This window comes from Dyella sp. 2RAB6 (genome assembly GCF_052115385.1).
GTDB lineage: Bacteria > Pseudomonadota > Gammaproteobacteria > Xanthomonadales > Rhodanobacteraceae > Dyella_D.
On sequence record NZ_JBFRGP010000002.1, the window covers coordinates 26,350 to 51,861 of the forward strand.

Annotated in this window: 24 protein-coding genes and 4 tRNA genes; 18 read left to right on the forward strand and 10 right to left on the reverse strand. The window is 67.3% G+C overall.

Going from position 1 to position 25,512, the window contains the following annotated elements; genetic code table 11:
• The first annotated feature begins 18 nt into the window (after positions 1–18).
• Positions 19–927, forward strand: coding sequence for a LysR family transcriptional regulator (locus tag AB4083_RS04145; RefSeq protein ID WP_441606498.1), 909 nt, complete (start codon positions 19–21; stop codon positions 925–927).
• Between the two features lie 7 nt (positions 928–934).
• Here AB4083_RS04145 and hflD read toward each other — a convergent pair whose 3' ends face one another.
• The 3 genes from hflD to AB4083_RS04160 are packed head-to-tail and all read right to left on the reverse strand — an operon-like array spanning position 935 to position 3,187.
• The gene (gene hflD / locus AB4083_RS04150) at positions 935–1,558 is read right to left on the reverse strand and encodes a high frequency lysogenization protein HflD (RefSeq protein WP_441606825.1); all 624 of its coding nucleotides are present in this window, start codon (positions 1,556–1,558) and stop codon (positions 935–937) included.
• A 10-nt stretch (positions 1,559–1,568) separates the two neighbouring features.
• A complete protein-coding gene (mnmA, locus tag AB4083_RS04155; RefSeq protein WP_441606826.1) occupies positions 1,569–2,690 on the reverse strand; it encodes a tRNA 2-thiouridine(34) synthase MnmA in 1,122 nt (373 codons plus the stop codon).
• A gap of 5 nt (positions 2,691–2,695) precedes the next feature.
• On the reverse strand, positions 2,696–3,187 hold the full coding sequence (locus tag AB4083_RS04160) for an NUDIX hydrolase (RefSeq protein WP_441606499.1): 492 nt from the start codon (positions 3,185–3,187) through the stop codon (positions 2,696–2,698).
• 137 nt (positions 3,188–3,324) lie between these two features.
• On the opposite strand from AB4083_RS04160, the gene clpS reads away from it, so the two are divergent.
• On the forward strand, positions 3,325–3,651 hold the full coding sequence (clpS, locus tag AB4083_RS04165) for an ATP-dependent Clp protease adapter ClpS (RefSeq protein WP_311838703.1): 327 nt from the start codon (positions 3,325–3,327) through the stop codon (positions 3,649–3,651).
• A gap of 63 nt (positions 3,652–3,714) precedes the next feature.
• Positions 3,715–5,985 carry an ATP-dependent Clp protease ATP-binding subunit ClpA gene (clpA, locus tag AB4083_RS04170; protein ID WP_441606500.1) on the forward strand — a complete coding sequence of 757 codons (2,271 nt, stop codon included), beginning with the start codon at positions 3,715–3,717 and terminating at the stop codon, positions 5,983–5,985.
• Positions 5,986–6,103: 118 nt separating this feature from the next.
• Here the strand turns inward: clpA and infA are convergent, their stop codons facing one another.
• Together infA and AB4083_RS04180 are read right to left on the reverse strand one after the other, a co-directional pair.
• Positions 6,104–6,322, reverse strand: a complete 219-nt coding sequence (gene infA / locus AB4083_RS04175; RefSeq protein ID WP_026636496.1) for a translation initiation factor IF-1 — start codon at positions 6,320–6,322, stop codon at positions 6,104–6,106.
• 83 nt (positions 6,323–6,405) lie between these two features.
• Positions 6,406–6,681, reverse strand: coding sequence for a polyhydroxyalkanoic acid system family protein (locus tag AB4083_RS04180; RefSeq protein ID WP_441606501.1), 276 nt, complete (start codon positions 6,679–6,681; stop codon positions 6,406–6,408).
• Between the two features lie 142 nt (positions 6,682–6,823).
• Between AB4083_RS04180 and AB4083_RS04185 the strand changes: the two genes are divergently transcribed.
• The 13 genes from AB4083_RS04185 (at position 6,824) to AB4083_RS04245 (ending at position 17,281) form a co-directional block, all read left to right on the forward strand.
• Positions 6,824–7,594 carry an FHA domain-containing protein gene (locus AB4083_RS04185; RefSeq protein WP_441606502.1) on the forward strand — a complete coding sequence of 257 codons (771 nt, stop codon included), beginning with the start codon at positions 6,824–6,826 and terminating at the stop codon, positions 7,592–7,594.
• A gap of 79 nt (positions 7,595–7,673) precedes the next feature.
• The gene (gene serC, locus AB4083_RS04190; protein ID WP_441606503.1) at positions 7,674–8,759 is read left to right on the forward strand and encodes a 3-phosphoserine/phosphohydroxythreonine transaminase; all 1,086 of its coding nucleotides are present in this window, start codon (positions 7,674–7,676) and stop codon (positions 8,757–8,759) included.
• Positions 8,760–8,885: 126 nt separating this feature from the next.
• Positions 8,886–9,974, forward strand: a complete 1,089-nt coding sequence (pheA, locus tag AB4083_RS04195; RefSeq protein ID WP_441606504.1) for a prephenate dehydratase — start codon at positions 8,886–8,888, stop codon at positions 9,972–9,974.
• 43 nt (positions 9,975–10,017) lie between these two features.
• Positions 10,018–11,325, forward strand: coding sequence for a 3-phosphoshikimate 1-carboxyvinyltransferase (gene aroA, locus AB4083_RS04200; RefSeq protein ID WP_441606505.1), 1,308 nt, complete (start codon positions 10,018–10,020; stop codon positions 11,323–11,325).
• 151 nt (positions 11,326–11,476) lie between these two features.
• The gene (kdsB, locus tag AB4083_RS04205; protein WP_441606506.1) at positions 11,477–12,256 is read left to right on the forward strand and encodes a 3-deoxy-manno-octulosonate cytidylyltransferase; all 780 of its coding nucleotides are present in this window, start codon (positions 11,477–11,479) and stop codon (positions 12,254–12,256) included.
• Positions 12,253–12,720: a low molecular weight protein-tyrosine-phosphatase gene (locus tag AB4083_RS04210; RefSeq protein WP_441606507.1), complete on the forward strand. Its 468-nt coding sequence runs from the start codon at positions 12,253–12,255 to the stop codon at positions 12,718–12,720. Before kdsB ends, AB4083_RS04210 begins: the two co-directional genes overlap by 4 nt.
• 67 nt (positions 12,721–12,787) lie before the next feature.
• Complete coding sequence (uvrC, locus tag AB4083_RS04215) at positions 12,788–14,614, forward strand: excinuclease ABC subunit UvrC (RefSeq protein WP_441606508.1); 1,827 nt, start codon at positions 12,788–12,790, stop codon at positions 14,612–14,614.
• Positions 14,615–14,676: 62 nt separating this feature from the next.
• Positions 14,677–15,294 (forward strand): CDP-diacylglycerol--glycerol-3-phosphate 3-phosphatidyltransferase, encoded by a 618-nt coding sequence (pgsA, locus tag AB4083_RS04220; protein WP_441606509.1) that lies wholly within the window; start codon positions 14,677–14,679, stop codon positions 15,292–15,294.
• 48 nt (positions 15,295–15,342) lie between these two features.
• Positions 15,343–15,418, forward strand: a tRNA-Gly gene (locus AB4083_RS04225).
• A gap of 157 nt (positions 15,419–15,575) precedes the next feature.
• Positions 15,576–15,651, forward strand: a tRNA-Gly gene (locus AB4083_RS04230).
• 81 nt (positions 15,652–15,732) lie between these two features.
• A tRNA-Cys gene (locus AB4083_RS04235) sits at positions 15,733–15,806 on the forward strand.
• Positions 15,807–15,986: 180 nt separating this feature from the next.
• A tRNA-Leu gene (locus tag AB4083_RS04240) sits at positions 15,987–16,073 on the forward strand.
• A 554-nt stretch (positions 16,074–16,627) separates the two neighbouring features.
• Positions 16,628–17,281, forward strand: coding sequence for a response regulator (locus AB4083_RS04245; protein WP_441606510.1), 654 nt, complete (start codon positions 16,628–16,630; stop codon positions 17,279–17,281).
• A 110-nt stretch (positions 17,282–17,391) separates the two neighbouring features.
• Here the strand turns inward: AB4083_RS04245 and rne are convergent, their stop codons facing one another.
• Entirely contained in the window at positions 17,392–20,715 is a 3,324-nt protein-coding gene (rne, locus tag AB4083_RS04250) for a ribonuclease E (protein ID WP_441606511.1), read from the reverse strand.
• 347 nt (positions 20,716–21,062) lie between these two features.
• On the opposite strand from rne, the gene AB4083_RS04255 reads away from it, so the two are divergent.
• A complete protein-coding gene (locus AB4083_RS04255) occupies positions 21,063–22,064 on the forward strand; it encodes an RluA family pseudouridine synthase (RefSeq protein ID WP_441606827.1) in 1,002 nt (333 codons plus the stop codon).
• On the opposite strand, the gene AB4083_RS04260 is transcribed toward AB4083_RS04255, so the two are convergent.
• The gene (locus AB4083_RS04260; protein ID WP_441606512.1) at positions 22,042–23,526 is read right to left on the reverse strand and encodes a CPBP family glutamic-type intramembrane protease; all 1,485 of its coding nucleotides are present in this window, start codon (positions 23,524–23,526) and stop codon (positions 22,042–22,044) included. The genes AB4083_RS04255 and AB4083_RS04260 overlap by 23 nt on opposite strands.
• A 23-nt stretch (positions 23,527–23,549) precedes the next feature.
• Positions 23,550–23,891, reverse strand: coding sequence for a 4a-hydroxytetrahydrobiopterin dehydratase (locus AB4083_RS04265; protein WP_441606513.1), 342 nt, complete (start codon positions 23,889–23,891; stop codon positions 23,550–23,552).
• 150 nt (positions 23,892–24,041) lie between these two features.
• On the opposite strand from AB4083_RS04265, the gene AB4083_RS04270 reads away from it, so the two are divergent.
• A complete protein-coding gene (locus AB4083_RS04270) occupies positions 24,042–24,650 on the forward strand; it encodes an NfuA family Fe-S biogenesis protein (protein WP_441606514.1) in 609 nt (202 codons plus the stop codon).
• A gap of 75 nt (positions 24,651–24,725) precedes the next feature.
• On the opposite strand, the gene AB4083_RS04275 is transcribed toward AB4083_RS04270, so the two are convergent.
• Both AB4083_RS04275 and AB4083_RS04280 read right to left on the reverse strand, forming a co-directional pair.
• The gene (locus tag AB4083_RS04275; RefSeq protein WP_441606515.1) at positions 24,726–25,079 is read right to left on the reverse strand and encodes a c-type cytochrome; all 354 of its coding nucleotides are present in this window, start codon (positions 25,077–25,079) and stop codon (positions 24,726–24,728) included.
• Positions 25,080–25,104: 25 nt separating this feature from the next.
• Positions 25,105–25,428 (reverse strand): c-type cytochrome, encoded by a 324-nt coding sequence (locus AB4083_RS04280; protein ID WP_441606516.1) that lies wholly within the window; start codon positions 25,426–25,428, stop codon positions 25,105–25,107.
• Positions 25,429–25,512 lie beyond the last annotated feature (84 nt).

The following is a 25,512-nucleotide window of genomic DNA, read 5'->3' on the forward strand; positions in this document are numbered from 1 at the left end:
CGGGGTGCAGGCAGCAGGATGATTTCCACTCACTTATCGGCCGTGTCCCTGCGCGACCTGATCCTGGTGCAGGCGGTGCGCCGGCATGGCAGCTTCAACAGCGCGGCGCGCGCCATGCACATCAGCCCCTCGGGCCTGTCGCACCAGGTGCAGAAAGTGGAACAGGCGCTGGGCACGCCGCTGTTCGAGCGCGGCGGCCGCCGCGTGGTGCCGACCGCCGGCGGGCAGCGCCTGCTGGAGCAGATCGACGCGGTGCTGCTGGCCGCCGACCATCTGCAGCAGGCCGCGCGCGCGGGCGACACCGCCTTCGGTGGCGAGCTGCGGCTGGGCGTGCTGGCCAGCTTGGGGCCGTATCTGCTGCCGCATCTGATCGCGCCGTTTCCGCAGCATTTCCCCGGCGCACGCCTGAGCCTGTCCGAAGGCAAGCCGCGCGGCCTGCTGCGCCGCCTGCAGGAAGGCGAGCTGGACGCGGTGCTGGCGCAGCCGGCTCCGCCGCTCAGCGGCATCGCCATGCGCCCGCTGTTCTTCGAGCCGTGGGAAGTGATGCTGCGCGCCGACCATCCGCTGGCCGGCCGCCGCACGCTGACCTTGGAACAGCTCGACGCCGCCGATGCCACCCTGATGGCGGAAAGCCATGCCGACGACGTGCTCGGCGGCGGCCATGTGCAGGACGTGAGCCTGGAAAGCCTGGCCGCCCTGGTCGGCCTGCGCGGCGGCTACGCCCTGGTGCCGGCGCTGGCGCACGAGCGGCTGGCCTCGATGCCGGAAGTGGCCCTGGCCAAGTTCAAGGGGCAGGTGCCGGGGCGGGAGATCGCGCTGTATTGGCGCGAGGCTTCGCCGTGGGAGGCGGATTTGCAGGCTTTTGCCGGGCTGCTGCGCAAGCTGGCGAAGCAGCGGCCGGGGTTGAAGGTGATCGACGCCGCCTGAGCGGCGATCAGCCATTGTCCAGCGTCACCCCGGTGAGCAGGCCGCGTGCCAGCATGCTGCACTGGCGCCGGTACAGCAGCAGCTGCCACTGGCGCCCGCCGGTCTGCCGCCACAGCACCGCCGAACGCACCGCCGCCAGCAGGCTGGCGCGCACTTTCTCGACCACTTTGGGCTGCTGCAGCTGCTGCGGATTGCCGGTGACCATCACCCGCGGCTTCAGCGTGGACAGGGTCGACGCATACAGATCGGCCAGGCGCTTGACCACCTGCGGGGAGTCCTGGCCGAAATGCTCGACCTGGCGCTGCGCGGCGACGATGCCCTTCTGCAGATCGTCCAGCAGCTGGCGGTGGCGCGACAGGCTGCGCTCCAGCCGCATCACGGTGACGGCCATGCGGGTGACGCCGGTATCGCGGCCGGTGTCGTCCAGCTGCGCGATCAGCTGGCGCAGGCCCAGGCGCACGCCGCCGACGTTGCCGTAGACGCCGACCACCGAGGGGGCGTCGATGCGGAACACGCTGCTTACGCTGCTTTCGAACGCGCTCTCGTCGCAGCGTCCGTCGTTGGCCAGCTGCTGGGTGAGCGCGGCGGCCTGGAACAGGCCGGCGAGAGCGAGCACGCGCTCCTCGGTCATGGCATAGGTTTCAAACACGTTGTGCGGACTCTTCGGGGACAGGGGCGGCGTTCCAGCCGCCATAGGGAGCGTCGGTGCGGGCGATCACCGCGCCGCCGAGGCAGGCTTCGCCATCGTAGAAAACTACGGACTGGCCGGGTGTGACGGCGCGCTGGGCTTCGTCGAACAGCACCTCGACGCCATCGGCGTCGACGCGCACGGTGCAGGCCTGGTCGTGCTGGCGGTAGCGCGTCTTGGCGGTGCAGCGGAATTCGCCGGCAGGGGCGGCGCCGGCCACCCAGGTCGGCGTTTCGGCATACAGGCGGCGCGAGTGCAGCCAGTGGTTCTCGCCGCCCTGGGCCACGTACAGCAGGTTGGCGCGCACGTCCTTGCCGACCACGTACCAGGCGTCGCCGCTGGCGCCCTGGCGGCCGCCGATACCCAGGCCGTTGCGCTGGCCCAGCGTGTAATACATCGCGCCCTGGTGCTCGCCGATGCGCTCGCCGTCGGGTGTGCGCATGTCGCCGGGCCGGGCGGGGATGTATTGGCTGAGGAACTCGCGGAAATCGCGCTCGCCGATAAAGCAGATGCCGGTGGAATCCTTCTTGGCATGCGTGGGCAGGGCGGCGTCCAGCGCCATCCGGCGCACCGCGGATTTTTCGATCTCGCCGACCGGGAACAGCGTGGCGGCCAGTTGCCGCTGGCCTAGCGCGTGCAGGAAATAGGTCTGGTCCTTGCTCGCATCGACGGCGCGCAGCAGGCGGTACTGCCCGTCGCGCTGATCGACGCGGGCGTAGTGGCCGGTGGCGATTTTCTGTGCACCGAGGGCGTGCGCTTCGTCGAGGAAGGTCTTGAACTTGATCTCGCGGTTGCACAGCACGTCCGGGTTCGGCGTGCGACCGGCGCGGTATTCGGCGAGGAAATGCTCGAACACGCCGTCCCAGTATTCGGCGGCGAAATTTCGTGCGTGAAAGGGCAGGCCCAGGCGGCCGCAGACGGCCACGGCGTCCTTGCGGTCGGCATCGGTTGTGCAGGGGCCGCTGCGCTCGTCTTCTTCCCAGTTCTGCATGAACAGGCCTTCCACCTCGTGGCCGGCCCGTTGCAGCAGCAGGGCGGCGACCGAGGAATCCACGCCGCCGGAGATGCCCAGCATCACTTTCACGGATAGCGGTCCTCGGGCAGCAGGCTGCTCAGCGCCGACAGCGGCACGCGCTGGCCGGCCAGCCAGGCGTCGATGCTGCGCAGGACCAGCGGGCTGCGCAGGCGCTCGCCCAGGCCAGCCACTTCGGCGCGGGTCAGCCACAGGGCGCGGCGGATGCCCTGGTCCAGCGGGCGGGCCGGATCGTGCCCGACCGGGCTGGCGGCGAAGCTGAAGCGCAGCACGCTGTGGCCATGCTCGCTGCTGCGCCACTGGTGCACGCCGACCAGCGCGTCGAGCTCGACCGTCCAGCCGGTTTCCTCCAGCGTTTCACGCACGGCGGCGCTGGCCAGGCTTTCGCCATCGTCCAGATGGCCAGCCGGCTGGTTATAGACGAGGCGGCCGTTGACCTCTTCTTCCACCATCAGATAGCGGCCGCCGTCGGCCACCACGCAGGCGACGGTGACGCGGGGACACCACACGGGAGAAGGGCTGGCAGCGGGATCGTTCATGGGCAGGGATATAGCGCGTAAAGCCGGCACTGGAAAAGACGACATTGTGCCATCACCTGAAAGTGCTATCCCGGACCGCGGAAACCATCGCGTGGGCCGGGCGGTATACTGGCCACAAGATCGAGACAGCGGAACTCATGGCGCACGAACCCGAACACGAGCAAGGCACAGGGCATGGCCTGGCGTTGGAAACCTCCCGTCCGGAGGTGGCGCGCCCGCCGCTGTTCCAGGTGGTCCTGCTCAACGACGATTTCACCCCCATGGATTTCGTGGTGGAGGTGCTGCGCAGCTTCTTCGGCCTGGACCAGGAGCGCGCGGTGCAGGTGATGCTTCACGTGCATACTCGGGGCAAGGGTGTGTGCGGGGTCTTCACGAGGGAGGTGGCCGAAACCAAGGTGACCCAGGTGAACGAATATTCACGTGCCCATCAGCATCCTTTGCTATGCACTATGGAAAAGCTGTGAGCGCCCCCATTTCGTGGTCATCGCGGCGCTAGCCGCCCTGCCATCCAAGCGGAGAAGGTCCGGATGTTCAGCAAGGATCTCGAAGTCACCATCGGCCAGTGCTACAAGCAGGCCCGCGAGCAGCGCCACGAATTCATGACGGTGGAGCACCTGCTGCTCGCGCTCACCGAAAACCAGTCGGCCCTGGGCGCGTTGCGCGCCTGCGGGGTCGACCTGCCGCGGCTCACCCACGAGCTGGAAAAAATCATCGCCGAGACCGTGCCGGTACTGCCGCACGGCGACGAGCGCGACACCCAGCCGACCCTGGGCTTCCAGCGCGTGCTGCAGCGGGCCGTGTACCACGTGCAGTCTTCCGGCCGTAAGGAAGTCACCGGCGCCAACGTGCTGGTGGCGATCTTCGGCGAGAAGGATTCGCACGCGGTGTACTTCCTGCACCAGCAGGAGATCACCCGCCTCGACGTGGTCAATTACATCTCGCACGGCATCGCCAAGATCGGCGACGAGCCGTCCAGCGGCATGCCGGGCACCGACCGCGAGAGCGAGGAGGGCGGCGATTCCAAGGGCAATCCCTTGAGCGAGTACGCCGCCAACCTCAACGAGCTGGCGCTGGAAGGCAAGATCGATCCGCTGATCGGCCGCCAGGACGAGATCGAGCGCACCATCCAGGTGCTGTGCCGCCGCCGCAAGAACAACCCGCTGTACGTGGGCGAGGCCGGCGTCGGCAAGACCGCCCTGGCCGAAGGCCTGGCCAAGCGCATCGTCGACGGCGACGTGCCGGAAGTGCTGGAGAACGCCACCATCTGGTCGCTGGACCTGGGCGCCCTGGTGGCCGGCACCAAGTACCGCGGCGATTTCGAGAAGCGCCTGAAGGCGGTGATCACCCAGCTCAAGAAGCAGCCGGGCTCGATCCTGTTCATCGACGAGATCCACACCATCATCGGCGCCGGTTCCGCCTCGGGCGGCACCATGGACGCGTCGAACCTGATCAAGCCGATGCTGGCCTCCGGCGAGCTGCGTTGCATCGGTTCGACCACCTTCCAGGAATTCCGCGGCATCTTCGAGAAGGACCGCGCGCTGGCCCGCCGCTTCCAGAAGATCGACGTGGTCGAGCCCACCGTGGCCGACAGCATCGAGATCCTCAAGGGCCTGCGCTCGCGCTTCGAAGAACACCACAACGTGGTTTACACCAACGAGTCGCTGAAGGCGGCGGTGGACCTGTCGGTGAAGCACATTCCCGACCGCCTGCTGCCGGACAAGGCGATCGACGTGATCGACGAAGCCGGCGCCCGCCAGCGCCTGCTGCCGGTCGACCAGCGCACCGGCAAGATCGACGTGCCGGAAGTCGAATACATCGTGGCCAAGATGGCGCGCATCCCGGCCAAGCAGGTTTCCGCCTCGGATCGCGATGTGCTGCGCAACCTCGAGCGCAACCTCAAGATGGTGGTGTTCGGCCAGGATGCGGCGATCGAGGCCTTGGCCTCGTCGATCAAGATGGCGCGTTCCGGCCTGGCCGACCCGTCCAAGCCGATCGGCTCCTTCCTGCTCGCCGGCCCGACCGGCGTGGGCAAGACCGAGGTCACCCGCCAGCTGGCGATGCAGCTGGGCATCGAGATGATCCGCTTCGACATGTCCGAGTACATGGAAGCGCATTCCGTCTCGCGCCTGGTCGGCGCACCTCCGGGCTATGTCGGCTTCGACCAGGGCGGCCTGCTGACCGAGGCGGTGACCAAGCATCCGCATGCGGTGCTGCTGCTGGACGAGATCGAGAAGGCGCATCCGGATGTGTACAACATCCTGCTGCAGGTGATGGACCGCGGCGTGCTGACCGACACCAATGGCCGCGAGGCGAACTTCAAGAACGTGATCGTGGTGATGACCACCAATGCCGGCGCGCAGCAGGCTGCCCGCCGCGGCATCGGCTTCGTCAAGCAGAGCCACACCACCGATTCGATGGAAGTGATCCGCCGCACCTTCACACCGGAGTTCCGCAACCGCCTGGATGCGGTGATCCAGTTCAATGCGCTGGACTTCGAGCACATCCTGCGGGTGGTCGACAAGTTCCTGATCGAGCTGGAAAGCCAGCTGTCGGAGAAGCACGTGGCGCTGGACGTGGACGCCGACGCCCGCCGCTGGCTGGCCGAGCACGGCTTCGATCCGCAGATGGGCGCGCGCCCGATGGCCCGCGTGATCCAGGAGAAGGTGAAGCGTCCGCTGGCCGACGAGCTGCTGTTCGGCAAGCTGTCCGAAGGCGGCAAGGTGCGCCTCAGCGTGGCCGAAGGCGAGCTGAAGGTGGATACCGAGGAAGCGGAGAAGCTGCCGGCGGTGGTTACCTGAGCCGCAATGCGGGAACGCAGAAAGAAAAGGCCGCGCTGAGCGCGGCCTTTTCGTTTTCGGAACCCGGCCTGGTGAGGCTGGTCCGATGGCCTGCCTATCCAGGCAGGCCATCGGAAGATCACTTCATGCGATAGGTGATACGACCCTTGGTCAGATCGTACGGGGTCATCTCCACCTTCACCTTGTCGCCGGTGAGGATGCGGATGTAATGCTTGCGCATGCGACCGGAAATGTGGGCGGTGATCACGTGCCCATTCTCCAGCTGCACGCGGAACATGGTGTTCGGCAGGGTCTCCATGACCGTGCCTTCCATTTCGATGACGTCGTCTTTGGCCATGCGTTCCGGTCGGTAAGGGAGCAGCCGTCGCGGCCGCGTAAGCGGGCGATTATGCCATGGAATGACGGATGGTTAAAGAATCATCAGCCGAAGTGCTCGTCCAGCTTGCGGCGGATCTCCTGTTCCACCATCCCCTTGAGCGGGGCCAGCATCATGCCCAGCTCGGCCCGGACCTGGATGGCGTCCGCAGCCACCTCGATCGAGCCGTTGACGCCGGGCCGCTGGAAGCTGAGGGTGTCGCCCTGCCACTGGCCTTCCATGCCGAACTTCTCGCGCATGCGTGCCGCCACCTGCTCGACCACGGCGCGGGCCTCGGGCATGGAAAGCTGGTGCGGGCGGCGGATGTCGATCTTGGGCATGGCGGGTTCCTGCAGGGAAACCACGCATATTAGCGGCGATGGCCGCGCATTGAGCAGTGATCGTCCGCGCATTCAGCGCCGGCCGCATGGAGCGGACGCATGTATCTGCTAGAGTCCCGCCGGTCTCTAGACTGGTTCACAGATGCGCATCGAGTTTCCTCATTCGGCCCGCGAAGATTTTCGTTGGGAGCAACCGCTGCTGAGGATCGGCAGCGCGCCCGACAACGATCTGGTGCTGGCCGAGCGGCAGGCCGGCAGCCACCATCTGCGCATCCAGCTGGATCGCCGCGGCTGGGTGCTGCAGGTGTTGCCGCAGGGGAATCGCATCTACGTCAACGCCCGGCCGGTGCGCGAACGGGCCCTGCTGCGTGCCGGCGACATCCTCAGCGTGGGCGATTGCCGCATGCTGCTGTGCTCCGACGAGTCACCCGAGCTACGGGCTGCGCTGGAGGTCGAGTCGGATTCGGCCCGCTGCGGCGTGGCCTTGCGCGCGATGGGCGGTCCGCTGTCGGGCCGGGTGATCCCGGTCGAGGGCGTGCTGGAATTCGGCCCGCTCGGCCGCTATGCGCTGGAACTGCCGCAGGGCGAAGCCGCATCTTTTCGGCTGGCCTGGAAGGACGGGCAGGTGTGGCTTGAATCGCTGCAGGGTTCGGAGCGTTATCCGCTGCGCGTCAACGGTGCGCCGGTCGAGCGGGTGGCGTTGCATCCAGGCGACCAGATCGGCCTGGCCATGCACCGCTTCGTGGTCGACGCCCCCGGCCTGGAGCGCGAACCCGAGCTGCCGCCGCCCCCGCCCGAACCGGAGCATCTGCCGGAAGAAGATGCCGGCCCGCGCGGCGAGGTGTGGTGGCTGATCGTCACCGCCGCGGTGCTGGCCCTGGGCATCGCCTTGATCCTGCTGGTTCGTTTCTAAAGCAACTGTTTTTTACGGTTGACGCTGGGTTGTTGCGGCGCGGCATAATGCGGCGCTTATCCTCTTCAAAAGGCGTCGCATGAGCAGGGTCTGGAATTTCAGCGCGGGGCCGGCCGCGATTCCCAGTGCAGTGCTGGAGCGCGCGCAGCGCGAACTGCTCGACTGGAACGGCAGCGGCGCCTCGGTGATGGAACTGTCCCATCGCGGCAAGCGCTTTATCGGCCTGGCCGAGCAAGCCGAAGCCGACCTGCGCGAGCTGCTGAAGATTCCCGCCGACTACGCCGTGCTATTCCTGCAGGGCGGCGCCACCCAGCATTTCGCGCAGATTCCGCTGAACCTGGCCGGCGAGGGCGACAGCGCCGACTATATCGTCAACGGCCACTGGGGCGAGAAGGCCGCCAGCGAAGCGGCGCCGTATGTGCGGGTGAATATCGCGGCGAGCAGCAAGAACCAGCATTACCTCAGCCTGCCGCCACGCGAGAGCTGGCAGCTCGACCCGCGCGCCGCCTACGTGCACTACACGCCGAACGAAACCATCCACGGCGTCGAATACCACAGCGTGCCGGATGTCGGCGAGGTGCCGCTGGTGGCGGACATGTCCTCCAACATCCTGTCCGAGCCGCTGGATATCAGCCGCTTCGGCCTGATCTACGCCGGCGCGCAGAAGAACATCGGCCCCTCCGGCCTGGTGGTGATGATCATCCGCCGCGACCTGCTGCAGCGCGCCTCGCGTCCGATGGCGAAGATCTTCCGCTACGCCGATCACGCGGCCAACGATTCGATGCTCAACACGCCCAATACCTGGGGCTGGTATCTGGCCGGGCTGACCTTCCAGTGGCTGAAGGAGCAGGGCGGTCTCGAGGCGATCGCGCGCCGCAACCACGACAAGGCCGAACTGCTCTACCAGGCCATCGACCATTCCGGCGGCTACTACCGCAATCCGGTCGATATCGCCGCGCGTTCGCGCGTGAATGTGCCCTTCACCCTGCACGACAGCGCGCTGGACGCGGATTTCCTCAAGGAATCCGAAGCCGCCGGCCTGCTCGCGCTGAAAGGCCACAAGGCACTGGGCGGCATGCGCGCCTCGCTCTACAACGCAGTGTCGCTGGAGGCCGTGCAGGTGCTGGTGCAGTTCATGCGCGATTTCGCCGCGCGGCATGCTTGATCGGCATGGCTGATCAGCACGGTTGATCAGCACGGCTGATCGCTTTTACCGCCGCCGATCAGGCACTATGCATTGCTCCGTTTGGACTTCTTTACCCCCGCATCAGGTTAGCTTCGACATTCAGCCATGACCGAACAAAAAGTCTCGCTCGAACAGGTGCGCGAACGCATCGACAGCATCGACCGCCAGATCCAGGAGCTCATCGCCGAGCGCGCGACCTGGGCCCAGGAAGTGGCACGCGTCAAGGGCGAGGGGCTGTCGGCGATCGACTATTACCGACCCGAGCGCGAGGCCCACGTGCTGCGCATGGTGGTGGACCGCAACCGCGGGCCGCTGTCCGATACCGAGATGGTGCGGCTGTTCCGCGAGATCATGTCCTCCTGCCTGGCGCAGGAAGACCCTCTCAAGGTCGGCTTCCTCGGCCCCGAGGGCACCTTCAGCGAGCAGGCCGTGCGCAAGCATTTCGGCCATGCTGCCTACGGGCTGCCGCTGGGCAGCATCGAGGAAGTGTTCCAGGAGGTCGCCGCCGGCCATGCCGATTTCGGCGTGGTGCCGGTGGAGAACTCCGGCCAGGGCATGATCCAGATCACCCTGGACATGTTCCTCACCTCCGCCGCCACCATCTGCGGCGAGATCGAGCTGCGCGTGCACCAGTGCCTGCATTCGCAGGGCGGCCGGATGGAAGACATCAAGCGCGTGTATGCGCATGCGCAGTCGCTGCAGCAGTGCAAGACCTGGCTGCGCATCAACCTGCCGGGCGTGGAATGCATCGCGGTCAGCAGCAATGCCGAAGCCGCGCGCATGGCGCGGCATGCGGACGACGCCGGCGCGATCGCCGGCGAAACGGCGGGCCGCGTGTATGGCCTGAAGACGCTGGCCACCGGCATCGAGGACCGCGCCGACAACACCACCCGCTTCCTGGTGATCGGCCGCTCGCTGTTCCCGCCCTCGGGCAACGACCGCACCTCGCTGCTGATCACGGTGAACGACAAGCCCGGCGCGCTGTACGACGTGCTCAGCCCGTTCGCCAAGCACGACGTCAGCCTCAACCGCATCGAGTCGCGCCCCGCGCATACCGGCAAGTGGCAGTACGCGTTCTTTATCGACGTGTCCGGCCACGTGCACGACGCGCCGATCCAGGCCGCGATGCAGGAGATGGACGGCGCCGCCGCGCAGGTGCGCGTGCTCGGTTCCTACCCGGTGGCCTTGCCCTGATTCTTGACCGCGGCGGCCGCCGGCCGCCGCCCGGAGAAGCTTCGTGACCCGACTCGACTGGTTGAGCCAGCCCGCCCGCGCGCTGCACGGCAGCGTGCGCGTGCCGGGCGACAAGTCCGTTTCCCATCGCTCGATGATGCTGTCCGCGCTGGCCGAAGGCCGCTCGCATATCCGCGGCTTCCTCGAAGGCGAGGACACCCGCGCCACCGCGGCGGTGCTGCAGAAGCTTGGCGTGCGCATCGAGACGCTGAGCGAAGGCGAGCGCGTGGTCGACGGCGTCGGCCTGCATGGCCTGCGCGGCACCGCCCAGGCACTGGACTGCGGCAATGCCGGCACCGGCATGCGCCTGCTCGCCGGCCTGCTCGCGGGGCAGGCTTTCGACAGCACCCTGGTCGGCGATGAATCGCTGTCCAAGCGCCCGATGCGCCGCGTCACCGAGCCGCTGGCCGCGATGGGCGCGCGCATCGACACCCAGGACGGCCTGCCGCCGCTGCGCGTGCATGGCGGCCAGCCGCTGCAGGGCATCCGCTACACGCTGCCGGTGGCGAGCGCGCAGGTGAAGTCCGCGCTGCTGCTGGCCGGCTTGTATGCGCAGGGCGAGACGGAAGTGATCGAGCCGCATCCCACCCGCGACTACACCGAACGCATGCTGGCCGCGTTCGGCTGGCCGATCGAATTCGAGCCGGGCCGCGCGCGCCTCAGCGGCGGACATCGCCTGCGCGCCACCGACGTCGACGTGCCGGCGGATTTTTCCTCCGCCGCGTTCTTCCTGGTCGCCGGCAGCATCGTGCCGGGCGCTGAATTGCACCTGCCCGCGGTCGGCCTCAATCCGCGCCGCACCGGCCTGCTGCAGGCGCTGCGGCTGATGGGCGCGGACATCACGATCGAGAACGAACGCGAAAGCGGCGGCGAACCGGTGGGTGACCTGATCGTGCGTTACGCGCCGCTGCATGGCGTCGAGCTGCCCGAGGCGCTGGTGCCGGACATGATCGACGAGTTTCCCGCGCTGTTTATCGCGGCGGCGGTGGCGCAGGGGCGCACCGTGGTGCGCGGCGCGGCCGAGTTGCGCGTGAAGGAATCCGATCGCATCGCGACCATGGCCGCCGGCATGAAGGCGATCGGCGCGAGCATCGAGGAGACGCCGGATGGCGCCATCATCGACGGCGGCGCGCTGCGCGGCGGCGAGGTGGACAGCCATGGCGACCATCGCATTGCGATGAGCTTTGCCATTGCGGGCCTGGTCGCGCGGGAGCCGATCCGGATCGGGGATTGCGCGAATGTGGCTACCTCGTTCCCGGGTTTTATGGAGCTGGCGAACGGTTGCGGTTTCAACCTGTGCACTGACGGCTGACGTAGGTTGGGGTGAGCCGCAGGCGAACCCCAACGGGCCCCGCAGCGTGTCGCCACGTTGGGGTTCGCCTGCGGCTCACCCCAACCTACACGGGCAGGCTCGTGTCAACTTTGCCCAGCGGTTAGGCTTGGCGCCTCCGCCCGAGGTCCTCATGCTCGCATTCGTCCCGCCTTTCATCGTCGCCATCCCCGCCCGCTACGGTTCCACCCGCCTGCCGGCCAAGCCGCTGCGCGAACTGGGCGGCGTACCGATGGTGGTGCGGGTGGCCCAGCGCGCGCTGCAGGCTGGCGCCGCCCAGGTGGTGGTGGCGGTGGACGACCGGCGTGTCGCCGATGCGCTGGCCGGGCAGGCCGGCATCGAGATATGCATGACCCGCGCCGACCACGCCTCCGGCAGCGACCGCCTGGCCGAATGCGCCGCGCACTACGGTTGGGCCGACGACGCCATCGTGGTGAACCTGCAGGGCGACGAGCCGTTCGCGCCCGCCGCAGGCATCCGCGAAGTGGCGCGCGCGCTGGCCGAGGACGACGCGCCGATGGCCACGCTGGCCACGCCGATTCTCGATGCCCACGAACTGTTCGATCCGAACGTGGTGAAGCTGGTGCGCACCGTCTCCGGCCGCGCGCTGTACTTCAGCCGGGCGCCGCTGCCGTGGGCGCGCGACGCGTTCGCCGCCAGCCGCGAGCAGTTGCCGGCCGAGGTGCCGTTCCTGCGCCATATCGGCATCTATGCCTACCGCGCCGGCTTTCTCCAGCGCTACACGACGCTGCAGCGCACGCCGCTGGAGCAGGCCGAATCGCTGGAACAGCTGCGCGTGCTGGAGCATGGCCATGCCATCGCCGTGCGCCTGACGCCGGAACCGTTTCCGCCGGGGATCGATACGGAAGCCGACGTCGCCCGCGCCGAGCAATGGCTGGCGGGGCAGGGATGAGCGCGCCGCGCGTCCTGTTCGTGTGCCTGGGAAATATCTGCCGTTCGCCGCTGGTCGAAGGCGTGGCGCGCCAGCGCTGCGCCGAGGCCGGCCTGGCCGTGGACGTGGCCTCGTGCGGCACCGGCCACTGGCATGTGGGCGAGGGTGCGGACCCGCGCATGGTGCGCGCGGCCGCCGTGGCGGGGTTCGATCTTTCGACGCATCGCGCCCGGCAGTTGCGGGCCGCGGACCTGGATGAGTACGACCTGGTATTGGCCATGGACAGCGACAACCTGCGCGGCATCCGCCACCTCGTCACAGCGCACTCACGGGCCGAAACCGCGCTGTTCCTGCCCTGGACCGGCACCGCGCCGCCGCAGGATTTCCCCGATCCCTACTACGGCGAAGCCGAAGCTTTCACTGCCTGCGTGGGGCTGGCCGAGCAAGCCGTGGCCGGGCTGATCGAGCGCCTGCGCCGCCGTTGAGCGGCGCCATTGCAATGGCGCCGCCGGCCTCCATAAGAGAGGGGCGAATCCCGTTAGAATTCACCCTATGCAGCCCACTCCGCCGCAGGCCTTCGACGGCAAGGCCTTCGTCCGCACCCTGACCACCTCGCCTGGCGTCTATCGGTATTTCGATGCCGAGGGCGACCTGCTCTATGTCGGCAAGGCGGGCAATCTCAAGAAGCGCGTCGGCAGCTATTTTCTCAAGCCGCGGATGGAGCCGCGCATCGCCTCGATGGTCTCGCAGATCGAGCGGGTGGAGATCACCGTCACGCGCACCGAGGGCGAGGCGCTGCTGCTGGAATCGCAGCTGATCAAGTCGCTGAAGCCGCGCTACAACATCCTGCTGCGCGACGACAAAAGCTATCCGTATATTTATCTGTCCAGCAAAGAGGACTATCCGCGGCTGGCTTTCCATCGCGGCGCCAAGAACCTGCCGGGGCGCTATTTCGGGCCGTATCCGAGCGCCTTCGCGGTGCGCGAAAGCCTCAACCTGATGCAGAAGCTGTTCAAGGTGCGCCAGTGCGAGGACAGCTATTTCCGCAACCGCTCGCGGCCCTGCCTGCAGCACCAGATCGGGCGTTGCACCGCGCCGTGCGTGCAGCTGATCACGGTGGACGACTACCGCAGCGACGTGCGCCATGCCGAGATGTTCCTGGATGGGCGCAGCAGCGCGGTGATCGATGAACTGGTGGGCTCGATGGAGCTGGCCAGCAAGTCGCTGGAGTTCGAGCGCGCCGCTTCGATGCGCGACCAGGTCGCCGCACTGCGCGGCCTGCAGGCCCAGCACCACGTGCATGGGGCCAGCGCCGACATGGACGTGATCGCCTGCCGCATCGAGGCCGGCATGGCCTGCGTCAGCGTGCTGTTCTTCCGCAACGGCATCAGCCTGGGCACCCGCGATTTCTTCCCGCGCCTGCCGCTGGATGCCGAGCCCGGCGATGTCATGGCCCAGTTCATCGCGCAGTACTACCTGGACCGGCCGGTGCCGCGCGAACTGATCCTGTGCCAGCCGATTCCCGACCAGGAGATCCTGGCCGAGGTGCTGACCCAGCAATCGGGCCGCACGGTGGAACTGAAAGCCAGCGTGCGCGGCGAACGCGCGCGCTTCCTGCAGATGGCCGAGCGCAATGCGCAGGCCTCGCTGACCGCACGCCTGGCCAGCCGGCAGACGCTGGGGGCGCGCTTCGACGACCTGCAGAAGCTGCTGGAACTGGACGCGGCGCCGCGGCGCATCGAATGCTTCGACATCAGCCACACCATGGGCGAGGCGACGGTGGCTTCGTGCGTGGTGTTCGGTCCGGAAGGGGCGGAGAAATCGCACTACCGGCGCTTCAATATCGCCGGCATCACGCCGGGCGACGACTACGCGGCCATGCACCAGGCGCTGACCCGGCGCTTCCGCAAGGTGGCGGAAGGCGAGGGTGCCAGTCCCGATATCCTGCTGATCGACGGTGGCAGCGGCCAGGTGGCGCAGGCGCTGGACGTGCTGCAGGAACTGGGCGTCACCGGCATCCGTGTGGTCGGCGTGGCGAAAGGACCGGGCCGGCGCGCGGGCGAGGAGACGCTGATCCTGGCCGAGAGCGGCCGCGAGCTGCATCCGGGCCCGGCCTCGCCGGCGCTGCACCTGGTGGCGGCGGTGCGCGACGAGGCGCACCGCTTCGCCATCAGCGGACATCGCAAGCGGCGCGAAAAGGCGCGCGAACGCAGCGTGCTGGAAGACGTGCCGGGCATCGGCGCGCGCCGCCGCTCCGCACTGCTCAAGGCTTTCGGCGGTCTCGGCGGCGTGGAAGCCGCGGGCGTGGAAGAGCTGACCAGGATCAAGGGCATCGACCGTGGCCTGGCGGAGCGCATCTATGCGGCCCTGCATGGCTGAACCATCGTTACTGTGCGTTGACGGGCGCGTGCGACACTGCGCCGATGAGAGCTGAGCAACCTATGCGCATCAACCTGCCCACCTGGCTCACCCTGTTTCGCGTAGCGCTGCTGCCGGTGATGGTGGTGGTGTTCTACTGGCAGTTCCCGGGCCACAACATCACCGCGGCGGTGGTGTTCGTGTTCGCCGCGATCACCGACTGGCTGGACGGCTACCTGGCGCGTCGGCTCAATCTGACGTCCGCATTCGGCGCTTTCCTCGACCCGGTGGCCGACAAGCTGATGGTGGCGGTGACCCTGTTCCTGCTGGTCGAGTCGCATCGCGGCGGCTGGGCCGGGGTGCTGATGGCGGTGACCGCGGCGGTGATCGTGGGGCGCGAGATCAGCGTGTCCGCGCTGCGCGAGTGGATGGCCGAGATCGGCATGCGCGCGGCGGTGCAGGTGGCCTTCGTGGGCAAGCTCAAGACCGTGATGCAGATGATCGCGCTGGTGGTGCTGATCGTGCAGCACGAGAAGAGCGCCGAGGCGCTGCGCCTGTATCACATCGGCGAGGCGCTGCTGGTGGTGGCGGGCGTGTTGACCATCTGGTCCGGCCTGTATTACCTGCGTGCCGCATGGCCGATGTTGCGCGGCGAACCGCCGCACAATAAGCCGGTGAACGAAGAAAACTCGCCTCTGTGACAGAGGCTTGACGATGGCGCTTTAGCCATTACAATGCGCGACTCCGATGCGGGAATAGCTCAGTTGGTAGAGCACGACCTTGCCAAGGTCGGGGTCGCGAGTTCGAGTCTCGTTTCCCGCTCCAGTTTCGATGAAAGCCTCGGTAAATCCGGGGCTTTCTCGTTTTCGGGACCTGGATAATTCCGGGTCGGATGCGGGGTGAAAACGGTAACGGCGCGCAAATTAATCCGTCGCCGCCTCTTCACAAATCCCGATCTTCTGCTATGATTTCTGACTCCGATGCGGGAATAGCTCAGTTGGTAGAGCACGACCTTGCCAAGGTCGGGGTCGCGAGTTCGAGTCTCGTTTCCCGCTCCAGTTTTCAGCAAAACCTCGGGTCGCCGGGGTTTTGTTTTTTAAGGCGTAGCGTGATCTTTCCGGTTACGATGCGCTGGCAATGGCCAGGTGGCAGAGTGGTCATGCAGCGGCCTGCAAAGCCGCGTACGCCGGTTCGATTCCGACCCTGGCCTCCATTGCGAAGATTCAAAAAGCCCGCCTAAAGCGGGCTTTTTGTTGCCTGCGCGGGTGGCGCTGGAAGAGCGCATCGGTGGCGGATGGCGATGATCCCGCAGGCGCGGCCGCGCCGCCGCACGCATGTTAGGATGCGCCGCGACAGCGCTGGCGGCGCGCATCGCGCGGCACGAAGTCTTTCAGCCCGGATGGCGAAACTGGTAGACGCAAGGGACTTAAAATCCCTCAGCCGAAAGGCTATGCGGGTTCGATTCCCGCTCCGGGCACCAGCCGTCCTCTTATGTCGCTGCGATATCCCGCCGGCCACACCACGAGCGATCTGGTCCGCTTCCTTCGCATCAGGCGTTGTCCCACAGATATCTCCGCATGCGGCAATCTATGCATAAGCACATCGACCGGCTTGGCTGACGTCGACAGCGTCCATCGATGTAGGACAACATCGTGCGTCCAGCCCGGCGATGACCAGGAAGACGGTCGGAATCACTCCTAAATCGATGTCGCGATCTGGATCAGCGCTGTCGGCGTTCGCTCTCTTCAGGCGCAAGGCATTTCCTGGCGCCACCGCACGTCCGGGGCCGCTGGAAAGCGCGAAAATCATCACGAGGAGATAACACTCGCCAGCTTATGACGACACACCGTAGGTCATGACTGACAGACCCGGTCAGGACGATCGAAGATACTTGCGCAAGTCCAGGCGGAAACGCTCCGGGAAAGGGAGGCGAGAAGAAGCTTTTATGTTGGTGGACGCCACTTACAGGGGGGTGCTTGCATCGTATGCGCATGCCGCCTACTTTCACGAACTTGACCCACGGAGGGCGGGGACGTGATCAATCTGGTTCTTATTGACGATCACGAGCTCGTCCGCACCGGTTTCAGGATGATCCTGCAGCAGCAGCCGGACGTGCATATCTGTGGCGAGGCGGGGACAGCCGAAGATGGCCTGAAGCTGATCCGCGCGCACGAGCCGCAGATCGCGCTGGTGGACGTGCACATGCCGGGCATGAGCGGCATCGAGCTGACCGAGCGCGTGGCGCGGGCCAAGATGCCGACGCAGATCATCATCATCACGGTGGTGGACGACGCGCGCTTTCCCAAGCGCCTGCTCGAAGCCGGCGCCACCGGTTATCTCACCAAAGGCTGCACCGCCGACGAGCTGCTGTGCGCGGTGCGCCAGGTCGCTGGCGGCCGCCGCTATCTGGCGCCGGCCGTGGCTCAGCAGCTGGCGCTGGCGACGCTGGACGGCGAGGCCTCGCCGTTCGATGCGCTGTCCAGCCGCGAGCTGGAAGTGGCCATGATGCTGGTGCGCGGCAAGGCGCTCACCACCATCGGCGAGCAGCTCAACCTGAGTCCGAAGACGGTATCCACCTACAAGCAGCGCCTGATGGAGAAGCTGCAGGTGGACCACATCGTCAGCCTCGCGCACCTGATGACCATCCACGGGCTGCTCGATACGCACAACAACCAGATCGGCGGTTGATCGGATCCGTCAGCGATCGATCTGCGTCGAGCGATGCGTTGCGGTGGATTCGCCGCATAAAAAAAGCCGGGCCATGAGCCCGGCTTTTTCGTGCCACGCGTTGCGGCGGATCAGCCGTTGGACGCGTGGTGGTCCTTCTTCTCTTCCGCGGCTGCGGCGTCCGGTTCGACGCTGTCGTCGGTCGCATGCGTTGCAGGCGCCGGCGTCGGCTCGGTGGTCGATGCCGCGTGTCCCAGCAGGTCGCCCTGCTTGGGCAGCTGCGCCACCGGCGTAGCGGCCGGGGCTTCCGGCTGCGGCGCTTCCTCGGCGGGCGCAGGCTCGTCGGCGACGACCGCTTCGTGCCTGGTCTCGACGACTTCCTCGGCGTGGACCTGCGGCTCGGTCCTGGGCGTTTCCACCACAGGCTCGACCGGCGTGGGCTCGATGTGCGTGGGCTCGATGTGCTGCACCGGCGCGACGTGCACCGGCGCGACAGGCGTCGGCTCGACATGCGCCGATTCGACGGGCGCCGGCTCGGCCGCAGGCGTGACCGTCACAGGCTCGGCCACCACGGTTTCGGCAACGAACACCGGTGCGGATTCCGTCACCGTCACCGGCGCGCGGAACTCGTTTTCTACCACGGCAGCGAACGGCGCCGACACATCGGCGACCGCCGGCGTCGCTGCCACCGGCACGTGTGCCAGCACCGGTTCCGCGGGCAGCTCGGCAGCGGCCTCCGGCTCATCCGACTTCAGCGGAAGCGGCGGCAGGGCGGGCAGGTTGAACGAGGCCGGCGCGGGGGCAGGCGTTTCCACCACCGGGACGTCGAGTTCGGCATGCGGCGCCGACCCGTGGCCAGCGGCTGCGGATTCGACGCTTTCCGTGGCGATCACGGCAGCCGCGGCCGCGGTGGAGGCGACAGCAGCAGGTACACGCCGGGCTTCGGGCTTGGCCGACGGCTCGATGCCGTCTTCCTCGCGGTCTTCGTCATCCAGATCGAACTCGTTGTCCAGCTGCGCCTCGGACGAGCCGGCCTGGCCGGCGTCCTCGTGGCGACGGCGGCGGCGACCGCCGCGGCGGCCACGGCGACGACGCGGCTGATTGCCTTCGGCTTCGGCGTCGGCGGCCGGATCCACGCCATCGGGCGCGACCGCATCGGTCACCGGCTTGGCGGCGAGCGCGGCGTCCTGCGCGGCTTCATCGGCGGGTGCGGCGACCGGGCGCTGCGCCTGCGGAGCGGGCTGCGGCGGCATGGTCGGCTCGGCAGCAACCAGTGGCTGCTGGGCGGGCTGACGCGGCTGGCGCGGTTCCTGCACCGGCGTGGCCTGCGGCTGCGCGGGCTTGGCCTGCTGCTCCTGCCGCGGCTGCTGCTTGCGCTCGCCGGCCTGCGCCTCGGCAGCCTTCGGCTGCTGCTGACGCGGCTGCTGCTCCTGCCGGGCCTGTTCCTGCCGGGCCTGCTGTTCCGGCTTGGCCTGGCCCTGCGGCTGGCGCGGCTGCTGTTCGTTGCCGCGCTGGCGATTGCCCTTGCCCTGCTGCGGCTGCTGCGCCTGGCCCTGCTGCTTGGGCTGCTGCTGTTCGCGGCGCTGCTGCGGCTGCTGCTGGCGGTTCTGCGACTGGCCGCGGCCACGCTCGTCACGGCCGCGTTCGTCACGGCGCTGATTGCGTGCACCGGCGTTGGCGGATGCCGCTTCGCGCTTGGCTTCCGGGGCGGGAGCCGGCGCCGGGGCGGGACGGAACCAGCCCAGGAAACGGGAGATCATGCCGCCGCTCGGGGTCGGCGCGGCGGCCGGACGCGGAGCCGGGCGGGCCGGCGCTGCGGCGACCGGTGCCGGTGCGGTTTCCTCGCGCACGGGCGCGGGGGAGGCGGGCACGATGCCGCTGACCGCCGGCTGCTCGCCGCTGCCCAGGGCCTGGCCCATCTTCGGGATCGGCGCGGCTTCCACCACCGTCCGGCGCTCATAGCTGGGCTTGCTGTGCTCGCCCATGTCCGCTTCGCGGATGCGCTGGATCTCGATGTGCGGCGTTTCGAGCTGGTCGTCGGCCACGATCACCACGTGGACCTTGTTGCGCAGCTCCACTTCGACCACGCCGGCGCGCTTCTCGTTGAGCATGAAGTTGGCCACCGCGGGCGGGGCCTGCACCAGCACCTGGCCGGTGTTGTCCTTCATCGCGTGCTCTTCGATCAGGCGCAGGGTCGACAGCGCCAGCGATTCCACGCTGCGGATATGGCCGTGGCCCTCGCAGCGCGGACATACGATCTGGGTGGCTTCGCCCAGGCTCGGGCGCAGGCGCTGGCGCGACATCTCCAGCAGGCCGAAGCGCGAGATGCGGCCGACCTGCACGCGGGCGCGGTCCAGCTTCAGCGCGTCCTTCAGGCGCTCTTCCACTTCGCGCTGGTGCTTGGGGCTGTCCATGTCGATGAAATCGATCACGATCAGGCCGCCGGCATCGCGGATGCGCAGCTGGCGGGCGATTTCCACCGCCGCCTCGCAGTTGGTGTTGAACGCGGTTTCCTCGATGTCGCTGCCCTTGGTGGCCTTCGAGGAGTTGATGTCGACCGCGGTCAGCGCTTCGGTCTGGTCGATCACGATCGAGCCGCCGGAAGGCAGGCGCACCTGGCGGTCGAACGCGCTCTCGATCTGGGTCTCGATCTGGTAGCGCGAGAACAGCGGGGTGTCGTCGCGGTACAGCTTGAGCTTGCGCAGGGCATTGGGCATGACCTGCTGCATGAACTCGCGCGCGTCGTTGAACAGCGCTTCCTCGTCGATCAGAATCTCGCCGATGTCATTGCGCAGGTAGTCGCGCAGGGCGCGGATGAACAGCTTCGATTCCTGGTAGATCAGGAACGGCGCCTTCTGCGCGTTGGCGGCGGCCGAGATGGCCTTCCACAGCTGCAGCAGGTAGTCCAGGTCCCACTGCAGTTCCTCGGCGTCGCGACCCATGCCGGCGGTGCGCACGATCAGGCCGACGTCGTCCGGCACGGTGAGGTGTTCCAGCGCTTCCTTCAGGGCCTGCCGGTCCTCGCCCTCGATCCGGCGCGAGACGCCGCCGGCCTTCGGGTTGTTCGGCATCAGCACCATGTAGCGGCCGGCCAGGCTGATGTAGGTGGTGAGGGCGGCACCCTTGTTGCCACGCTCCTCCTTCTCGACCTGGACGACCACTTCGTGGCCTTCCTTGATCAGGTCGCGAATATTCGCCTTGTTCGGATCCAGCCCCGGGGTGAAATATTCCCGGGCGATTTCCTTCAGCGGCAGGAAGCCATGGCGCTCGGCACCGTATTCGACAAAGCAGGCTTCCAGGGAGGGTTCGACGCGAGTGATGCGGCCCTTGTAGATGTTGGCCTTTTTCTGTTCGCGGGAGGGGATTTCGATGTCGAGGTCGTACAGGGTCTGGCCATCGACAATGGCCACACGCAACTCTTCACGCTGAGTCGCGTTGATCAACATACGTTTCATTGTAATTTTCCTTGGCTTGCCGCGCGTCGCGTGCCGCGGTGGCGCCTTCTGGGCGGCCTGCCGGGGATCGCGCCGCAGCGGGGAAGCGGCAAAAAGACGGCGCCGTTACCGGCTCCGGGATATTCGTGGCATCACGCCAACCGCACCGGTTTGTTAAGAAATGTCTCTTAACAATCGGACAAACGGCAACCCGAACCGTTACGATGAAAGGGAGCAGCGACCGGCTGCTGGGTGAGCGGCCGGCGCTATCCTCGCCGGCGTCACGGGCGGGCGTCCCGGCCCGGACCGGTTTCGGCGGGCTAGGACCTAGCGCCGGCCGAGTATCCTATCTAGTCAGGTTTTTTTCAATGCAGACGGCAACTTCCCACGACGCACCTCACGGAGTGCGTCAAGTCGAGATCGGCCCGGAAAGGGACGGCCAGCGGATCGACAACGCGCTGACCACCCTGCTCAAGGGCGTCCCGAAAAGCATGATCTACCGTCTGCTGCGCACCGGCCAGGTGCGTGTGAACGGCAAGCGCGCCAAGCCGGAAACCCGTCTCGCCGCCGGCGATATCCTGCGTATTCCGCCGGTGCGGATGGCCGCGGAGAAGACCGGCGAGCCGCCGCCCTCGGCCGCCTTGATGGGTGCGGTCGCCGAGGCTGTCATCTTCGAGGACAAGCACTTCCTGGTGATCGACAAGCCCGCTGGCATCGCCAGCCATGGCGGCAGCGGGGTCAGCCACGGAGCGATCGAACTGCTGCGCGCGGCCCGGCCGAACGAGCACCTGGAGCTGGTCCACCGCCTGGATCGCGACACCAGCGGCGTGCTGGTATTCGCCCGCACCCGTGCCGGCCTGACCGGCCTGCAGGCGCTGATCCGCGCCGGCGAGGTGACCAAGCAGTACCTCTGCCTGATGGTCGGGCACCCGAACAAGGCCAAGTTCGACGTCAACGCGCCGTTGCAGAAATCGGTGCTCCAGGGCGGAGAACGGATGGTAAGAGTGTCCGATAACGGCAAGCCCTCGCTCACTTTTTTCCGTGAGATGGAGCAGTACCGCGGGGCCCGCCTGATGCAGGCCACCTTGGGCACCGGCCGCACGCACCAGATCCGCGTCCATGCCGCGCATGTCGGCCACCCGCTGGCCGGCGATCCCAAGTACGGCGACAAGGAAGCCAATAAGCGCTTCCGCGAGATGGGCCTGCAGCGGCTGTTCCTGCATGCCGCGCATATGAGCTTCGAGCTGGACGGGCGCGCCTACGGTTTCTCGGCGCCGTTGTCCGAGGACTTGAAGGATTTCCTGGATGTGCTTGCCGTCAAAGGCAAAAATCCCGAGGGCTACCGGCCTAGAGGAAAAAACGCGCACTGACTTCCAGCGAGCGCAGCACCCCGCCGGTCAGGCTGCTTTCCACCAGCAGCGCGCAGCCGGCATGGGCCAGCGCGATCGGCAGCAGGCGGCGGGAACGCAGGAAGCACCAGGCCCACCACAGCTCGGCCAGGAAACACAGCTGCATCAGCGCCGCATTCGGCGTGTGCAGCAGGGCGAACAGGGCGGCGGCGCCGAGGATCGGCAAGGCCGTTCCAGCCGGCCAGCGTTCCAGCCGGCGCAGCACCACCGCCAGCATCAGCCACTGCTGCAGGCCGGCCCAGGCGACATATAAGAAAGCATGACGCCACTCCGGGGCGGCAAAGCCATGGCCGAACACGGCGGCCAGGATCAAGGCCAGCGGAAGCAGCGCGAACGGCATCAGCCAGTCCGCCGTCTTGCCTCCGGCCCAGTGCCATTCCGCCGGACGCCGCTGCATTTCCCGCCAGCCCGCCCAGGCAAGCGCCCCGACAAAGGCAGTTACCGCGGGCGGCGAGGCGTGCAGGCCCCATTGCAAGCCGGCGATCAGCCAGAGCGGGCCGGCGGCTACCGCCACTACGTCCCACGTCGGATGAGTTTTGCGCCGCGCGCTGTACAGCAGAAGCAGCAGATAGACCGCACAGATCAGCCAGCCCAGCCAGGCCGGTGCCGCTTCGTGTGCAGCGGCCACCGGTACGGCGCCGGCCGGAACGATGAGGGCGGCAGGCCACAGCCCGCGCAGCCGATCGCGCAATGCCAGCCAGCTTTCGACCGAGCCCTCGCGCGGCAGCCAGACCAGCGGCACGGCCGGTATGCTGGGGGCGACGGTCAGCTGTTCGAGCAGGTCGATCTCCCTTCCCGCCGACAGATCGACAGTAGGAGTGGGGCCGGGCAAGCGCACCGGCGGGTCGGCAACCAGCGCCGCTTCGCGCAGTTCGAGCGTCTGGCCGGCCGGCAGCCGGGGGCGCAGGCGGAACAGATAGGCCACGGTCGCGGGCAGCGCGCATGGCGAACCGTCGCCGTGCCGCCAATCGAGCTTGCGCAAATCCAGCACCAGGCTGGTGGCGTCGCCGACGGGAATCGCCCCGGTCTCCGCCATGCAGGAAGGCTCCTGCGCATGCGGCTGCACGACCAGGGAAAGCGCCCCCGGCGTGCTGCTGCGCATGGAAAGTCGCAGCAACGGCCAATGCGCCAGATCGATCGGCTGCAGCACCGGCAGGCCCAGCTCGAACGCCTGCCCATCGCGGCTGCTCAGTTTCAGACCCATCCGATCAGCCTGGACTGTGGCGTTCCCGAACGGCCGCCCGGCCACCAGATCGCGCGGCTGCAGCAAACGCCACCGCCACAGCGGCTCGCCGGCCTGCAGCGTGTGCTGCTCGCCTTCCGCCTCATGGCGCAGATGGCTTTCCAGCATCCATCCGGCCAGCGCGCGCAAGCCCAGCAGCAACAACGCCGCCGCCAGCACGAAGCCGGCGGTGCGAAGCACGGCGGGCAGGCGCGCGCCCAAGTTCAGCGCGCCAGCAAGGCCTCGACGCGCGCGGCGCAGATAAAGTCGTTGAGCGAAAGCCCGCCCACGTCGTGGGTCGACCACAGCACCTGGCAATGGCCGTAGCCGGCTTCGAGGTCCGGATGATGGTCTTCCTGGTTCGCCATGAAGCCGACGGCATTGATAAAGCCGAGCGTGCGGTGGAAATCGGCGAACTTGAAGTCCTTGACGATGGCCTTGCCCTCGGCCGCCAGCTTCCAGCCGGGCAGGCTGGCCAGCATGGCCTCGGTCTGCGCGCCGTCCAGCGCATGTTCCTGGCCCTTGCGCGGGGTGCAGTGCTGGCTGGCGAGGTCGGCGTAGCTCATGGTCGGGACTCCGGAAGATTCAAAACGCGAAGCGTCGAAGTTGCGTGGCGAAAAGTCAAAACCATGCAGTCCGCGCGAAAGAGGACTAAAATGGTGCTGTTTCCCGGCAAGGCTCCCCCGTCCGAGCCGGACCGTTTCCCCGGAGCAGGCATGATCGATATTTCCGAACGCGCGCAGCAGCATTTCCTGCGCCTTCTTTCGCAGCAGGGCATCGAAGGGCTCAGCATCCGCCTGCGCGTCACCGCGCCGGGCACGCCAGCGGCCAATTGCGAGCTGGAGTTCTGCGAGCCGGACGAACTGACCGGCAACGAATGGACCCTCGAGTGCGACGGCTTCCTGTTCCAGATCGAGGGCGACAGCGCGCCCTGGCTGGACGGCGCCAGCATCGACTACGAATCCAACGCCACCGGCGGCCAGCTCAATATCCGCGCGCCGCGCATCAAGGGCGACATGCCCGGGATAGAGGCCAGCCTGGTGGAGCGCGTGCGCTACGTGCTCGACGCCGAGGTCAACCCGCGCATCGCCGCGCACGGCGGCCGCATCAGCCTGCTCGAAGTGAGTGCGGAAGGCGTGGTGGTGCTGCAGTTCGGCGGCGGCTGCCACGGTTGCGGCATGGTCGACGTCACGCTCAAGCAAGGCGTGGAGAAGACGCTGCGCGAGCGCGTGCCGGAGATCACCGAAGTGCGCGATGCCACCGACCATGCGGGTGGCAGCAATCCGTATTACAGCAAGCACGAAGGGCAGTCGGCGCTGGGTTGATGCCCCCGCCGGCGACAGGAAGCACCAGCAAAAAGGCCCGCGCGAGCGGGCCTTTTTTTGCGGCAAGCAAAGCGCTTACTTATCGCCCTGGATATGCCCTTCCAGCGTGCTCAGCTTGCTCGGCTGCGCGGAGAAGTACGCCGCCACATCCTCGATGTCCTGCTCGGACAGCGTGGCGACGAAGCCCTTCATGATCGCGTTGTTGCGGCCGCCGCTCTTGTACTCGTGCAGGGCGCGCTGGATGTAGATGTTGTACTGGCCGGCCAGCCGCGGGTATTGCGGGTCGACCGAGTTGCCGTCGGCGCCATGGCAGGCGAAGCAGGCAGCGGCCTTCTGCTTGCCGGCCTCGGTGTTGCCGGCGGCGGAGGCCTGAAGGGAAGCGAACGCCAGGACGGCGCCGAACGAAAGCAGGGTGAGCGCACGATTCATCGGAATCCTCGGATCCTTGGGCTACTTACTTGGCGAGGCTGGACAGGTAGGCGGCGATGTCCTCGATGTCCTTGTCGGACAGGCTCTGCGCCTGGGCACCCATGGTCGGATGGCTGCGGTCGCCCGCCTTGTAGCCGTGCAGGGCATTGACGATGTACTGCGCGTTCTGCCCGGCGATCTTCGGCACGGGATAGCGCGGATAAGCGTTTTCGTAACCCTCGACGCCGTGGCAGCCGTTGCAGGTGTAGATCAGTTTGCGGCCGGCGGCCTTGTCGCCTTCGGCATGCGCGTTGCCAGTGACGAGTAGAGCGGCAGCGACGGTCAGGCCGAGCAATTGCAGTCGAGTCATCATTATTCCCACGATTCCGGCGGGTACATGGCGTTAAAGTCCCGGAAGTATAGTCGGTGGGTCCGAGCAGGGACAATAACGTCG

Coding starts and splice junctions, on each gene's coding strand:
- AB4083_RS04255 (WP_441606827.1), top strand. CDS start 21,063: ATGCAGACGGCAACTTCCCACGACGCACCTCACGGAGTGCGTCAAGTC.
- clpA (WP_441606500.1), top strand. CDS start 3,715: ATGTTCAGCAAGGATCTCGAAGTCACCATCGGCCAGTGCTACAAGCAG.
- hflD (WP_441606825.1), bottom strand. CDS start 1,558: ATGACCGAGGAGCGCGTGCTCGCTCTCGCCGGCCTGTTCCAGGCCGCC.
- AB4083_RS04185 (WP_441606502.1), top strand. CDS start 6,824: ATGCGCATCGAGTTTCCTCATTCGGCCCGCGAAGATTTTCGTTGGGAG.
- AB4083_RS04275 (WP_441606515.1), bottom strand. CDS start 25,079: ATGAATCGTGCGCTCACCCTGCTTTCGTTCGGCGCCGTCCTGGCGTTC.
- AB4083_RS04145 (WP_441606498.1), top strand. CDS start 19: ATGATTTCCACTCACTTATCGGCCGTGTCCCTGCGCGACCTGATCCTG.
- clpS (WP_311838703.1), top strand. CDS start 3,325: ATGGCGCACGAACCCGAACACGAGCAAGGCACAGGGCATGGCCTGGCG.
- AB4083_RS04280 (WP_441606516.1), bottom strand. CDS start 25,428: ATGACTCGACTGCAATTGCTCGGCCTGACCGTCGCTGCCGCTCTACTC.
- pgsA (WP_441606509.1), top strand. CDS start 14,677: ATGCGCATCAACCTGCCCACCTGGCTCACCCTGTTTCGCGTAGCGCTG.
- mnmA (WP_441606826.1), bottom strand. CDS start 2,690: ATGCTGGGCATCTCCGGCGGCGTGGATTCCTCGGTCGCCGCCCTGCTG.
- uvrC (WP_441606508.1), top strand. CDS start 12,788: ATGCAGCCCACTCCGCCGCAGGCCTTCGACGGCAAGGCCTTCGTCCGC.
- pheA (WP_441606504.1), top strand. CDS start 8,886: ATGACCGAACAAAAAGTCTCGCTCGAACAGGTGCGCGAACGCATCGAC.
- AB4083_RS04270 (WP_441606514.1), top strand. CDS start 24,042: ATGATCGATATTTCCGAACGCGCGCAGCAGCATTTCCTGCGCCTTCTT.
- AB4083_RS04180 (WP_441606501.1), bottom strand. CDS start 6,681: ATGCCCAAGATCGACATCCGCCGCCCGCACCAGCTTTCCATGCCCGAG.
- AB4083_RS04265 (WP_441606513.1), bottom strand. CDS start 23,891: ATGAGCTACGCCGACCTCGCCAGCCAGCACTGCACCCCGCGCAAGGGC.
- infA (WP_026636496.1), bottom strand. CDS start 6,322: ATGGCCAAAGACGACGTCATCGAAATGGAAGGCACGGTCATGGAGACC.
- serC (WP_441606503.1), top strand. CDS start 7,674: ATGAGCAGGGTCTGGAATTTCAGCGCGGGGCCGGCCGCGATTCCCAGT.
- kdsB (WP_441606506.1), top strand. CDS start 11,477: ATGCTCGCATTCGTCCCGCCTTTCATCGTCGCCATCCCCGCCCGCTAC.
- rne (WP_441606511.1), bottom strand. CDS start 20,715: ATGAAACGTATGTTGATCAACGCGACTCAGCGTGAAGAGTTGCGTGTG.
- AB4083_RS04160 (WP_441606499.1), bottom strand. CDS start 3,187: ATGAACGATCCCGCTGCCAGCCCTTCTCCCGTGTGGTGTCCCCGCGTC.
- AB4083_RS04210 (WP_441606507.1), top strand. CDS start 12,253: ATGAGCGCGCCGCGCGTCCTGTTCGTGTGCCTGGGAAATATCTGCCGT.